Source organism: Saccharococcus sp. Marseille-Q5394 (genome assembly GCF_946901335.1).
Lineage (GTDB): Bacteria > Bacillota > Bacilli > Bacillales_A > Planococcaceae > Sporosarcina > Sporosarcina luteola_C.
The window spans coordinates 1038980-1052500 of the sequence record NZ_CAMPPQ010000002.1; the positions used below are offsets into that span (position 1 = coordinate 1038980).

Below are 13521 nucleotides of genomic sequence, written 5' to 3' on the forward strand. Positions count from 1 at the left end.
GCCTGTCTGCGTTCATGCAGTTGGGCTTTTTATTGTTTTAGGAGGATGAAAATGGGAGACAGTATAAAAAGATATATGAAATTTGTTAAGCCGTACAATTGGCAGATCGTCTTGACAATTTTAATCGGCATCGTGAAATTCGCAATTCCTTTATTCATTCCTTACCTTATTAAAATCGTCATCGACGATATTATCATGGCGGATACGTTGACCGATGCGGAAAAGACGAAGCAGCTTTTCTTATGGATGGGAGGAACCGTATTACTGTTTTTCATCATCCGGCCGCCTGTTGAATATTATCGACAATACTTCGCGCAATACGTCAGTAATAAAATCTTATACGATATCCGTGAAAACCTATATGGACATTTGCAAAGGCTCGGGCTGCGTTACTACTCGAATACGCGGGCGGGCGAGGTCATTTCACGCGTCATAAATGATGTCGAACAGACGAAAAACTTTGTCACAATCGGCTTGATGAATGTGTGGCTCGACTTAGCGACGATCATTATTGCGACATGCATCATGCTTACAATGGATGTTCCGTTGACAATCGTGACATTGCTTGCATTCCCTTTTTATGCATATAGTGTGAAGCACTTTTTCGGAAAGCTTCGGGACTTGACGAGAAAGCGTTCGCAAGCACTTGCCGATGTGCAAAGTTATTTGCACGAACGTGTGACGGGAATAAGCGTCATTAAAAGCTTTGCGCTTGAGGATACAGAACAAGAGCGTTTTGACCGTACGAACGGCAATTTCCTCGATAAGGCAATCGATCATACGAAATGGAATGCGAAAGCGTTTGCGGTCGTGAACACGATTACGGATGTCGCTCCATTGCTCGTCATTTCCTATGCGGGCTATCAGGTGATCAACGGTTCTTTATCCGTCGGCGTAATGGTCGCCTTCATTGCGTACATAGATCGTCTGTACAATCCGCTTAGAAGATTAGTCAATGCTTCGACATCACTGACGCAATCATTCGCTTCGATGGACAGGGTTTTTGAATTGATGGAAGAACCCTATGATATTAAAGATAAGAGCGGTGCAAAAGCATTGCCGCACATCGAAGGGGAAATCCAATTCGACCATGTCGATTTTTCGTATGGAGAAGATGAAGAGCCGGTGCTCCGTGACGTCAACTTTACGGTCAAGCCGGGTGAGACGGTCGCGCTAGTCGGTATGAGCGGCGGAGGGAAGTCGACGATTGTCAGTCTGATACCGCGGTTTTACGATGTGACAGAGGGATCGATCCGTATCGACGGCCATGATTTACGTGATATCCAATTGAAATCATTGCGTGACCAAATAGGGCTCGTCCTCCAAGACAGCATCCTCTTCAGCGATTCGGTGAAGAGCAATATTCTGATGGGGAATCCTGAAGCGTCGGACGAGGAAGTGATTGCCGCAGCTAAAGCCGCAAATGCGCATGACTTCATCGAATCGCTGCCGGAAGGGTACGATACGACTGTCGGGGAGCGAGGCGTGAAATTATCTGGCGGTCAAAAACAGCGGATAGCGATTGCACGTGTGTTTTTGAAAAATCCGCCGTTGCTCATTTTGGATGAAGCGACCTCCGCTTTGGATCTAGAAAGTGAAGCGCTCATCCAGGAATCCCTCGAACGGCTTGCCAGTGACAGGACAACCTTGATTGTTGCACATCGGCTATCGACCATTACCCATGCCGACAAGATATTTGTCATTGATCACGGAGAGTTGAAGGAAATCGGAAGCCATGAAGAACTCATGGCGAAACAAGGGATCTATTACAATCTGTTTCAAGTTCAATCGTTATAATCGTGAAGCTACCGGGAGAAGAACCGGTAGCTTTTTTTATTCTGCCATTCGGCAATCGCGACGAATGATGTCCCCCTTTGCCCTAAGATAGTTGCTCCGCGTTCTAAACCTAGTGGAAGTACTATGAAAATTGCATATTGCCTTTTTATTAATAGAAAGTATAATGGGTTTAATCGAATGTTTCAGAAAACACATAAAGCGAAAAGGTGATCTGATGAACAAAAGGAATAAAATTCTTGATGTAAAAGACTTGCAGACTACCTTTTTCACAGACTCCGGAAAAGTCCCAGCGGTTGATCACATCGACTTTCATCTTCGAGATGGCGAGATTTTAGGAATCGTAGGGGAATCAGGATGCGGAAAAAGTGTTACCTCCCTATCAATAATGGGGCTCGTACCTAGTCCGCCTGGAAAAATTGCAGGCGGGGAAATTGTGTACAACGGACGCGATCTAATCGGTTTATCAGAAAAAGAGATGAGACAGATCCGAGGTAATGACATAGCGATGATTTTCCAGGAGCCGATGACGTCTTTGAATCCACTATTTACGATTGGCAATCAAATGGTCGAAGCCATCTCGATTCACGAGAAAGGATGGTCAAAAAAGAAGTCAGAGGAAAGGGCCATCGAGATGTTGAAGTTGGTCGGCCTGCCTCGTGCCGAAGCTTTGCTGAAAGATTATCCGCACCAATTGTCCGGTGGGATGCGGCAAAGGGTCATGATCGCGATGGCACTCGTCTGCAACCCGAAAATATTGATTGCGGATGAACCGACGACAGCTCTGGATGTGACGATCCAAGCGCAAATATTGAAATTGATGAAAGATTTGAATGTACGATTGGGGACTGCCATATTATTGATTACCCATGATCTTGGAGTTGTTGCGGAAACTTGTGAGCGGGTCATCGTCATGTATGCGGGGCAAATCATCGAAGAGGCCCCGACCAAACTCATTTTTGAAGATCCCCAGCATCCGTATACAAAGGGCCTGATTCAGTCAGTGCCGGATATGCGTGTTAAAAAGGATCGGCTTCATTCCATTCCAGGGAATGTGCCGAAGCCAGGTTCCATAACGAGCGGCTGCCGGTTCGCGGCACGGTGCGAATTTGCGTTTGACCGGTGCTATCAGGAAAACCCGGAGCTTTATGAAACTGCGGATGTCCATCAGACGAGATGTTTCCTATATGACGAAGGAAGGGTGAAGTCGGATGTCCACAACGCCTTTGTTGAAAGTTGAAAACCTGAAAAAGTACTTTCCCGTAAAAAAAGGGATGTTCGGAAAAACGGTCGGTTATGTGAAGGCTGTCGACGACGTCTCGTTTTTCGTTAATGAAGGGGAGACGCTTGGAATCGTCGGTGAAAGCGGTTGCGGAAAATCCACAACGGGGCGTGTGCTCATGCGCTTGCTGGAACCTACAGACGGACAAATCGAGTTTGACGGGAAAGACCTTGCGTCATTGAGTCATGAAGAGATGAGAAAAACACGCCGCGATATCCAGATGGTTTTCCAGGATCCTTATGCATCGTTGAATCCACGCCATACGATAGGCAAGATTTTGGAGGAGCCACTCATCGTCCATGGCGTTTCGGACGCAAAGGAAAGGAAGAAGAAGGTCCGCGAGTTTTTGGAAATCGTCGGATTGAATGCCTATCATGCGAAGCGCTATCCCCATCAATTCAGCGGGGGACAAAGGCAACGGATCGGTATTGCACGCGCCTTAATGACGAATCCGAAACTGATCATAGCAGATGAGCCCGTTTCGGCGTTGGACGTTTCCATCCAAGCGCAAGTATTGAACTTGATGCAAGATCTTCAAAAGGAGTTCAACCTCACTTATATTTTCATCGCCCATGATCTCGGCGTCGTTCGTCATATTAGCGATCGTGTCGCTGTCATGTATTTAGGGAAGATGGTGGAGGTTGCGGATAGTGAACAGCTTTACGAAAAGCCGTTGCATCCATATACACAAGCGTTATTATCTGCTGTGCCCGTTCCGGATCCGGAATATCAGAAAGAACAGATCATCATAGAAGGAGACATCCCCAATCCTGCTGACCCGCCAACCGGGTGCACATTCCATACACGTTGTCCATTCAAGATGGACATTTGCACTAAAGTTTCACCGCAACTCACGGAACAAACTACCGGTCATTCTGTCGCCTGCCACCTATACGTGAGTCAGGTCGACGATGATATAAAACAATTGGAGGGGTCTCTATGAATAAAAAGAGAATGTGGTCAGCTGCGTTATTATTATTGCTAGTTCTGTCTACTGTACTCGCTGCCTGTGGCGGCGAAGGGAGCAGTGGAAGTACAAAGGATACATTAGTCTTCGGCCGCGGCGGCGACTCAACTTCGCTTGATCCGTCGAGGGTCACGGAAGGCGAAACGTTTAAAGTGACAGTCAATCTATACGAAACGCTGTTGAATTTCGGCAAGGAAGATACGACAATCCAGCCAGGCCTTGCAAAAGAATGGAACACGGATGACGGTTTGACGTACACATTCAAATTGCAGGAAGGCGTCAAATTCCATGATGGTACCGATTTCAATGCTGAAGCGGTCGTCAAGAACTTTGAGCGCTGGGCGAATGGGGATGCGGATAAATTCCCGTATTACAAATCCATGTTCGGCGGATTTAAAGACGATGAAGAGCACGTGATCGAGTCAGTCACAGCTGACGGGGATCACACGGTCATCATCAAGCTGAAACGGGCACAGGCTCCGTTCTTGAAAAACATTGCAATGAGCATGTTCGCAATTGCAAGCCCGACAGCATTCGAAAAAGGCGATGACCAATTTGAAAGGAATCCTGTCGGTACGGGCCCATTCAAGTTTGTTAACTGGAAACCGAATGAATCGATCACGATTGAAAAATTCGATGAGTATTGGCAAAAAGGATTGCCGAAATTGGATAAAGTCATTTTCCGATCCTACCCGGACAACTCCGCACGTTTGAATGCACTTATTGCCGGGGAAATCGATCTTGCGGACGGCATCAATCCTGCTGACGGTGAAAAGATCGAAGGGAATGCCGATCTGCAATTGATTGAACGTCCGTCGATGAACGTCGGGTATCTTGGGTTAACGGTGACTCGCCCTCCTTTCGATAAGAAAGAAGTGCGTCAGGCAATGAACTATGCAATCGATAAGAAGACAATCATTGAATCATTCTTCGAAGGAAGGGCGAATAGCGCGAAAAACCCGATGCCGCCTTCCATTTCAGGCTATAACGATGACATTGAAGAGTATGAATACAACCCTGAAAAAGCGAAAGAACTTTTAGCGAAAGCAGGCTATCCAGACGGCTTCGAAATGGAACTATGGGCTATGCCTGTTCCGCGTCCGTACATGCCGGATGGAGCAAAAGTTGCTGAGGTCATTCAAAGCAATTTAGCTGAAATTGGAGTCAAGGCGAAAATCGTATCCTTTGAGTGGCCGACGTATCTCGATAAAGCGAGCAAAGGGGAAGCGGATGCTTTCATGCTTGGCTGGACAGGGGATAACGGTGATGCCGACAACTTCCTATATGTTTTATTAGATGAAGATAATATTGGCAGCAACAACTATACGTACTTCAAAAACGATGAAATGCATAAACTATTCATCGATGCGCAAACGGAAGTGGATGAGGATAAACGAATCGAGCTTTATAAGAAAGCACAAGAGATCATCCATGAAGAGGCGCCTTGGGTACCAATTGCGCACTCTACACCACTTCTCGCGGCATCTAAGGATTTAACTGGATTCGTTCCGCATCCGACAGGATCAGATTTATTATCGAACGTAGAATTCAAATAATGGAACCGCTTTTCACGTTGCGTTGACCAGTAAGGGGGGAGTCGTTCGATTTCCCCCTTTTCCTATGGAGTGGCAGTTGGGGAAGGTGAAGTTTGTCGGAATCCGAATGATTTTGGTGAGGTGAATGAAATGCTCAGTTACATCGGCAAAAGATTATTGCAGTTAATACCTGTTCTTCTTGGTATGGTTTTCATCGTTTTCATGATGGTCCGGGCGATTCCCGGAAACCCTGCCCAAGTCATTTTAGGGCAGCAGGCGTCGCCAGAGGCAATCGCAGCAATGAACGCGAGACTTGGGCTGGACCAACCGTGGTTTATTCAATTTTTCAAGTATTTAGGTGGAATCTTACAAGGCAATCTTGGGGAGTCCATGCGCACCCGGCTTCCAGTCGCCGATGAAATTTGGCCGCATCTGGCCGCAACGATGGAGCTCGCTTTCTTTGCAATGATAATCGCAATAATCGTAGGAGTAAACGCAGGCATCGTCTCGGCGTGGTTCCAAAATTCGTGGTTTGACTACATAGCGATGATTTTGGCGCTCGTTGGTGTTTCCATGCCGATCTTTTGGTTGGGGCTTTTAGGACAATGGGCATTTGCTATTGAATTCAGCTGGCTTCCTACAGCAGGGAGGGAGCAAGTAAGGGATCCCGTCCATGCGATCACCAATCTGTACATCATCGACACGATCATCCAAGGCCGATTCGATCAATTATATCAAGTGCTTCGCCATCTCATATTGCCCGGCATTGCATTGGCGACGATTCCGATGGCGATCATCGCGCGGATGACGCGCTCAAGCATGCTAGAGGTCATGCGTTCCGATTACATCCGAACTGCCCGGGCGAAGGGGCAGAAAATGTTTTGGGTCGTTTACAAGCATGCGTTCAAAAATGCAGTCATTCCCGTATTGACGATTATCGGTCTGCAAATGGGAATGCTTCTCGGCGGCGCCATTTTGACTGAAACAATCTTTGCGTGGCCGGGCATCGGGCGGTATATTTACGACGCCATCAACTTCCGGGATTATCCCGTCATTCAATCCGCTATTCTTGTTGTCGCCTTCATCTTCGTCATGATCAACTTGATTGTCGACTTACTTTATAGTCTGATCGATTCGAGGATTAAATATGACTGAGGAAGGGGGAATGCGGAATGTCTGAATTTACACCTAAAATGGACGGAATTGTGGAAGCGGAAATAGAGAGGACGACGGGCCCGTGGCGTGAGGCTTGGAGAAACTTCAGGAAGAGCAAGGTGGCGGTTGCCGGAATGGTCATCATCCTCTTTTTCGTGCTTCTAGCCATTTTCGGTCCTTTCATTGCAAAAGAAGGGATCAATCAGCAAATGCCTGCAGATCGGCTCCAACCGCCTTCAGCGGAATATTTGCTTGGAACGGATGATTTCGGCAGGGATATCCTGTCACGCATTATCCACGGAGCACGGATATCGCTTTCTGTCGGATTCCTATCAGTCATCGCCTCGGTCATCGTCGGCAGTTTCCTAGGAATTGTTGCCGGCTACTACGGCCGGTGGACGGACACGATCATTTCAAGGATTTTTGATATTATGCTTGCATTTCCATCGATTCTGCTCGCTATTGCTATCGTTTCCGTTTTGGGGCCAGGACTTGAAAATGCCTTGATTGCCATCGCGATCATCAACGTTCCGAATTTCGGGCGATTGATACGATCTAAAGTGCTGAGCATCAAGGAAGATGAATATATTATGGCGGCAAAGGCGATCGGAATGAAGGATGCCCGTATTTTATTCTCACACATCCTGCCGAATTCGATGGCACCCGTCATTGTACAAGGGACGCTGGCCGTTGCAACTGCCATCCTGGAAGCTGCAGCACTGGGCTTTCTCGGACTCGGTGCCCAGGCGCCGCAGCCCGAATGGGGGAAAATGCTCGCCGACTCGAAGTCGTATTTGCAGTCCGCCCCATGGACGATGATCTTCCCTGGGCTTTCCATCATGTTGACAGTGTTAGGTTTCAACTTGATGGGCGACGGCTTAAGGGATGCGCTCGATCCGAAAATGAAAAACTAAAAAAACCATCCTTGGGATTTTCCAAGGATGGTTTTTTAATAGATCTCGTTTTGCATTTCATTGCTAACTTCGTGTCCGTGCCTTCGTTGATTGGAAACAATCAGCCGGTCCAGATACTCCAACTGTTCTTCGTAATTCAATAAAGAGGATAGGACATGGAGGAGGTGGTAAGCGGTGAATTCTTCCTCTTCCTTTGTGATAGCAATTTCCTTCGCGAAAATATCCATCACTTCCTGACGTTGGATGAATTCCTCATTCAAACTATCCATCATCCGGTCCGCCTTCAATTTGCCTACAAATTTCAGATGGATCTGTTCATGATAAGTGAGCAATGCATCTAGCCGCTCCTGAATCATCATCCGGAAATGTTCCGGCAGGTTGATCAGTTCGTTTTCGTAGTTATGAAGCCTCGCCAGCACCTCATAACTGCTTTTTGATGTTGCAATCATCTGTCTGTATATGACAAGCTTTCGCGCCTTCGAGCGGGAGTTCTTCTTGAAATAGCTCCTTTCCTCTTTGTATAGCGAATAGAGCAGATCGACATTCGAAAGGCGTTCCTTTATTTTCACCAACGATTTTTTCGTTGCAATATGTTCGGATGCCTGTCTGCCCGCAAGCCGTATCCATCTGATGATTTCGTCCTGCGCTTGGTGGATCGCCTGAAATAGCTTCGTTTCATACTTCGGAGGCATGAACAGCAAATTTACGACAAAGGCGGATAAGACCCCGATTACCATGGTGACGAATCGGAGCAGAGCGAAGGATAGAAATGCATCCCCTTTGATCTCCATGATGGCAATCATCGTCACTAAAGCTAAGGAAATTGATTTCTCCAGCCCCAACTTCAGCATGATTAAGATGATGATGACCGCCGCAAATCCAACAGTTACAATTTGATGTCCAAATACTAGCACGAAGGTGATGGCTGTAATGGCGCCGATCAGATTACCTTGGATCTGCTCAATTATAGTTAAATAAGATCGGTAAATGGATGGTTGAATCGCAAAGATGGCCGCAATTCCTGCAAAGACAGGATTCGGCAAGCTGAGCATCTCCGCCAGAAACAATGCGGCAACGATTGCTATACCCGTTTTGAAGATGCGGGCGCCAAGTTTCATATGATTATCCTTTCTACTAAAGGTATTTATGTTGTGTGCGGTTTCTTATTTGTTCATTTGGAGGGAAAGTTCTTGGAATGAACGGTCCACCGCCTCTAGTGTATGAGTGATGTCCTCCTCTTTATGAGCAATTGTCAGGAACCAAGCTTCATATTTAGATGGGGCGAGGTTGATGCCGTTTTCGAGCATCAGTTTAAAGAACTTAGCGAAAACTTCTCCATCTGTCTGTTCAGCCTGCTCATAGTTCTCTACTATAACATCAGTGAAGAACAAAGTCAGCGCACCGCCAAGACGATTGATTGTTAGTGTGATGCCGTGCTTTTCCGCCAATTGAAGGATGCCTTCTTCAAGCATTCCTCCCAGCCTGTCCATCTCTTCGTATACGCCGGGTTGCTGCAATACTTCTAGGCAAGCGATACCGGATAGCATGGAAGCGGGATTTCCAGCCATCGTCCCGGCTTGGTAGGCAGGGCCGAGGGGGGCAACGGTTTCCATGATTTCTTTTTTGCCGCCATATGCACCGATTGGCAAGCCGCCGCCAATGATTTTACCGAAAGCAATTAAATCGGGAGTCGTTCCAAGCAGAGTTTGAGCACTGCCATAATGGAAACGGAATGCTGTGATCACTTCATCATAAACGATGAGTGCGCCTTTTTCCTTCGCAAGGTCATGGACAAGTGGAAGGAATCCTTCGTTCGGTTCGACGATGCCGAAATTCCCGACAATAGGTTCGACTAGCACACAGGCCAGTTGGTCTCCCCATTTTTCCATTGCTTCCTTATAAGCATCCGGATCATTGAATGGAATTGTGATGACTTCTTGAGCGATAGATGCTGGGACTCCCGCTGAATCGGGTGTTCCTAAAGTTGCCGGACCGGATCCTGCGGCTACAAGTACGAGGTCTGAATGGCCATGGTAGCAGCCTGCAAACTTCATCACTTTTGTCCTTCCGGTGAAGGCGCGGGCTACACGGATTGTCGTCATGACAGCTTCGGTTCCTGAATTGACGAATCTGACCTTGTCCATGGAAGGGATCGCTTCTTTCAGCATCTTAGCAAATTTGACTTCATGCCTCGTAGGAGTCCCGTATAAAACCCCGGTCGTTGCCGCCTTTGTAATCGCTTCTGTAATATGTGGATGAGCATGGCCTGTGATGATTGGACCGTAAGCACCTAAGTAATCGATATATTTATTCCCGTCAACATCCCAGAAATAAGCGCCTTCCGCACGCTCCATCACTGTGGGCGCTCCACCGCCGACCGCTTTATAACCGCGGGAAGGGCTGTTTACGCCTCCGACGATATGTTCACATGCATCTTGATAGATTTGTTCTGAATTAGTTCTGTTCATTTCAATTCCTCCGTTCAAATCGGTACACACTCTATTTTATACAAACTTGGGCCGTTACGCCAAAGAAATTGAAACTAGGCGGGTTGTCCGGTACGATTGTATAAAGAAAAAGTTGGAGGGATCGATATGGAAAAGTTGGAAGGTATGCAGGCGCCACAGTTTTCATTGCCGGACGAAAACGGTGAAATCGTTTCGCTAAGTAATTTTGAAGGGGAGAAGTATGTCATTCTTTACTTTTATCCGAAAGATGCCACTCCCGGCTGCACAACGCAGGCATGTGATTTCAGGGATGCGCATCAAAGCTTCAGTGATCTGAATGCTGTCATTCTTGGGGTCAGTCCTGATAATGAAGCATCACATCAACGGTTCATCGAAAAGCAAGGACTGCCGTTTTCGTTGTTGGTGGATGAAAACCATGAAGCAGCTGAAGCATACGGTGTATGGAAATTAAAGAAAATGTTCGGCAAGGAATATATGGGCATCGAGCGATCCACGTTTCTGATCGACCCTACTGGAACTGTAGTGAAGGAATGGCGGAAAGTGAAAGTGAAGGGGCATATTGAAGAAGCGCTTGCGACATTGGAGCAATTGACGAAGAAGGCGTAAGGGGGAAATGGGATGAATGTTTTATTCACTTTCAAGATCAAGGATGAACAGATGGATAAATTGGAGTCGGATTTTCCCGCATTTCAATTTAGCTTCCATAAGAAGATTGATGAAGTTCCGCTCGATGAATTCGAAATCATCGTCACGTATGGAGAGGACATAACTATAGAGGTGCTAGATAGAGCGCCATCCCTTAAGTGGCTGATGGTTGCTTCCGCTGGGGTGGAAAAGATGCCGCTTGCAGCTATTGCAGAAAAAGGAATCATCGTTAGCAATGTACGTGGAATCCACAAAACACCGATGGCTGAAACGGCACTTGCTCATATACTGTCGCTAGGGCGGGCACTGCCTACAATAGCGGAGCAGCAAAAACGGAAAGAATGGAATACGAAACTACGCCAATCGGAATTGCGAAAGTCGACTGCGCTCATCCTCGGCCCAGGGGCGATTGGATCTGAAATCGGTCGTTTGCTTCAAGCGTTCGGAGTCCGGACAATCGGTTGCAATCACTCAGGGGATCCAGCTCAGTTCATGGACGAGACCATCCAATTCGAAGAGCTTGTAAACAAACTTCCGGAAGCTGATATTGTCGTATCCGTATTGCCTAGCACACCTAAAACGAAGGAATTGCTCAAGGATAGCCATTTCCAAGCGATGAAGGAGTCAGCAATATTCATGAATTTAGGCAGAGGCGACCTCGTAAAGGAATCGATTCTCGTGGATGCTTTGAAAAACGGAGAAATCGGGCACGCGGTGCTAGATGTATTTGAAAAGGAACCGTTGCCAATAGAAAGCGAGCTATGGTCTTTATCGAATGTAACCATTTCTCCGCATGTTTCCAGCCATTCCGGGAAATATATTGAGAGGGCGCTTGAGTTTTTCACGGAAAATCTGGAGAAGTGGCAAAAAGGGGATAGGAACTTAATCAATTTGATCGATACTGAAAAAGGGTATTGACCAGATGTCTTCTTTTCCAATGGAACAGCACTTTAGTTGACAAACATGCCTATTCTCAGTAAACTAATTATAATGATTATAAAGAAGTAATCTTTATGGATTGGAGTGTTGGCGATGTCTGAAGTGTTTTTGAAAGACGCGCTTGTCACATTGAAGGAAAGTGGTGTGCGTATTACACCGCAAAGGCATGCTATATTAGAGTTTCTCATTTCTTCCGAGACGCATCCTACTGCTGATGAAATATATAAAGCGTTAGAAGCCGATTTTCCAAATATGAGTGTTGCGACCGTATATAATAATCTGCGTGTTTTCCGGAATGCCGGGCTAGTAAAGGAACTCACTTATGGTGATTCGTCGAGCCGGTTCGATTTTGTTACACATGATCATTATCATATCATTTGTGATAATTGTGGAAAAATCGTCGACTTCCACCATCCCGGACTTGAAGAAGTTGAGCATCTTGCTTCCCATGTCACGGGATTCGAAGTGAATTCCCACCGACTCGAAGTATATGGAACATGTCCTGAATGTGCTGCAGGCGTCAATAAAGCAAAATAAGAAAACCGGTTCCGAGGTTAAAAGACGGAACCGGTTTTTTGTTATTTTTTTTCTGAAGCTTCTTTTTTACTTTCCGGACGGTTATACGCCACATCGAATTCCTTACCTTCCAAAGAAGGATCCAATGTAAGTGGCTCTCTGCAATGACCGCACATATCAACGCGTCCAAGCATTTTAGTCGCTTTGCCGCAATTCGGACAGACGATCTGCACAGCCCTCGTCGACAAGGTTCCGATCCAAGCATAAACGACCGTGCTGCCAAGAATCGCAAGGAGCCCTAGTACCATGAATATCAACATGATGATTTCATTCTTCCTGAAGAATATCCCGAGATACATAATGACGACCCCGATGAAAATCAGGGATAACGCAAATGACCGGATCCGATTTATTTTATTTTTATAAGGTTTCATCCATAATCCTCCTTAGAATGACTGTAATGAATGAGGAACATCTATAGAAACGATTTGAATGTTCCTCAATTAATATAGCACAAATTCCATACGCATCATATTTTACGAATTTTGAATGAAGGGTTTTTCAGAAGACGCGTCGAAAGAAATAAAAGTGGAGGTGTCATAATGGAACAGGTTCTTAGACCGATTTATCAAGAACGCGCAAGCTCGCCTGAAACGTTGGGTGTCATTCTTGTTGAAAAAAGGGGTGCAGGCGATCCGATAACAGACACGTTTGACGAAATCATGCTCATCATTACATCTAATGAAGAAACACCCATATATACAAAACACTATACGGATGGAACAGGGAAAGCAGCGATGCACGTCATCAGCGAAAAACAATTGAGGAAATGGCTTTTGCTCGGGACAAGAAGGAAAGTTGTCGACTGGTTGTTCTATGGGAAGATTTTCTTTGACCGCAACGAATTTGTTGAGAGCTTGAAAAACGAGTTGAAGGAGTATCCTTTCTATGGCCGTAAGATAAAGATGGGACTCGAGCTTTCCAGATTAGTGAGAGTGTATATGGAAGGAAAAATGTTTTTTGAGCAGCAAAACTATATGGATGCGTATCATCATGCGATTCAATCCCTTCATCATCTAGCCAGGCTGACTGTTATTGAAAAGGGATCATCTCCCGAAGTGACTGTATGGTCCCAAGTGAAAAAGATAGATCCGGCAATCTATAAACTCTATGAAGAACTAATCATGAGCGAAGAACCGATAGAGAAAAGGCTGGAGCTCTTATTCCTTGCAAGTGAATTCTTCATTCATAACCGGACGTTGGACGGAGCAAGGCATATCATGGATGTCATGTCGACGAAAGAGAC

At 46.2% G+C, this 13521-nt stretch carries 13 protein-coding genes (1 of these 13 running past the window's edge); 10 read left to right on the plus strand and 3 right to left on the minus strand.

Annotated elements, in window-relative coordinates:
* Positions 1-51 precede the first annotated feature (51 nt).
* The 6 genes from OC538_RS15780 (at position 52) to nikC (ending at position 7647) form a co-directional block, all read left to right on the plus strand.
* Positions 52-1797, plus strand: coding sequence for an ABC transporter ATP-binding protein (locus OC538_RS15780; RefSeq protein WP_262177230.1), 1746 nt, complete (start codon positions 52-54; stop codon positions 1795-1797).
* A 214-nt stretch (positions 1798-2011) separates the two neighbouring features.
* Positions 2012-3034, plus strand: coding sequence for an ABC transporter ATP-binding protein (locus OC538_RS15785; protein WP_262177232.1), 1023 nt, complete (start codon positions 2012-2014; stop codon positions 3032-3034).
* Complete coding sequence (locus OC538_RS15790; RefSeq protein ID WP_262177233.1) at positions 3006-4019, plus strand: ABC transporter ATP-binding protein; 1014 nt, start codon at positions 3006-3008, stop codon at positions 4017-4019. Before OC538_RS15785 ends, OC538_RS15790 begins: the two co-directional genes overlap by 29 nt.
* Positions 4016-5599: an ABC transporter substrate-binding protein gene (locus OC538_RS15795; RefSeq protein ID WP_251696395.1), complete on the plus strand. Its 1584-nt coding sequence runs from the start codon at positions 4016-4018 to the stop codon at positions 5597-5599. Before OC538_RS15790 ends, OC538_RS15795 begins: the two co-directional genes overlap by 4 nt.
* Before the next feature lie 129 nt (positions 5600-5728).
* Positions 5729-6733: an ABC transporter permease gene (locus OC538_RS15800; protein ID WP_251696393.1), complete on the plus strand. Its 1005-nt coding sequence runs from the start codon at positions 5729-5731 to the stop codon at positions 6731-6733.
* A gap of 17 nt (positions 6734-6750) precedes the next feature.
* Entirely contained in the window at positions 6751-7647 is an 897-nt protein-coding gene (gene nikC / locus OC538_RS15805) for a nickel transporter permease (RefSeq protein ID WP_262177235.1), read from the plus strand.
* A 35-nt stretch (positions 7648-7682) separates the two neighbouring features.
* Here nikC and OC538_RS15810 read toward each other — a convergent pair whose 3' ends face one another.
* Positions 7683-8765 (minus strand): FUSC family protein, encoded by a 1083-nt coding sequence (locus OC538_RS15810; protein ID WP_251696389.1) that lies wholly within the window; start codon positions 8763-8765, stop codon positions 7683-7685.
* 45 nt (positions 8766-8810) lie between these two features.
* Positions 8811-10115, minus strand: a complete 1305-nt coding sequence (locus OC538_RS15815; protein WP_316044316.1) for a glutamate-1-semialdehyde 2,1-aminomutase — start codon at positions 10113-10115, stop codon at positions 8811-8813.
* Between the two features lie 126 nt (positions 10116-10241).
* Here OC538_RS15815 and bcp point away from each other — a divergent pair, with 126 nt between their 5' ends.
* From bcp to perR, 3 genes are all read left to right on the plus strand, one after another.
* A complete protein-coding gene (bcp, locus tag OC538_RS15820; RefSeq protein ID WP_251696388.1) occupies positions 10242-10721 on the plus strand; it encodes a thioredoxin-dependent thiol peroxidase in 480 nt (159 codons plus the stop codon).
* A gap of 12 nt (positions 10722-10733) precedes the next feature.
* Positions 10734-11678 carry a D-2-hydroxyacid dehydrogenase gene (locus tag OC538_RS15825; protein ID WP_251696386.1) on the plus strand — a complete coding sequence of 315 codons (945 nt, stop codon included), beginning with the start codon at positions 10734-10736 and terminating at the stop codon, positions 11676-11678.
* Between the two features lie 114 nt (positions 11679-11792).
* On the plus strand, positions 11793-12236 hold the full coding sequence (gene perR, locus OC538_RS15830) for a peroxide-responsive transcriptional repressor PerR (RefSeq protein WP_251696384.1): 444 nt from the start codon (positions 11793-11795) through the stop codon (positions 12234-12236).
* Between the two features lie 41 nt (positions 12237-12277).
* Here the strand turns inward: perR and OC538_RS15835 are convergent, their stop codons facing one another.
* Positions 12278-12649, minus strand: coding sequence for a YgzB family protein (locus OC538_RS15835; protein ID WP_251696382.1), 372 nt, complete (start codon positions 12647-12649; stop codon positions 12278-12280).
* A 168-nt stretch (positions 12650-12817) separates the two neighbouring features.
* Between OC538_RS15835 and OC538_RS15840 the strand changes: the two genes are divergently transcribed.
* A protein-coding gene (locus tag OC538_RS15840; RefSeq protein ID WP_251696380.1) for a nucleotidyltransferase-like protein crosses the window boundary here: on the plus strand, positions 12818-13521 show its 5' portion. It continues 169 nt past the right edge of the window; the window shows 704 of its 873 coding nt (coding positions 1-704); the start codon lies at positions 12818-12820; its stop codon lies beyond the right edge, outside the window.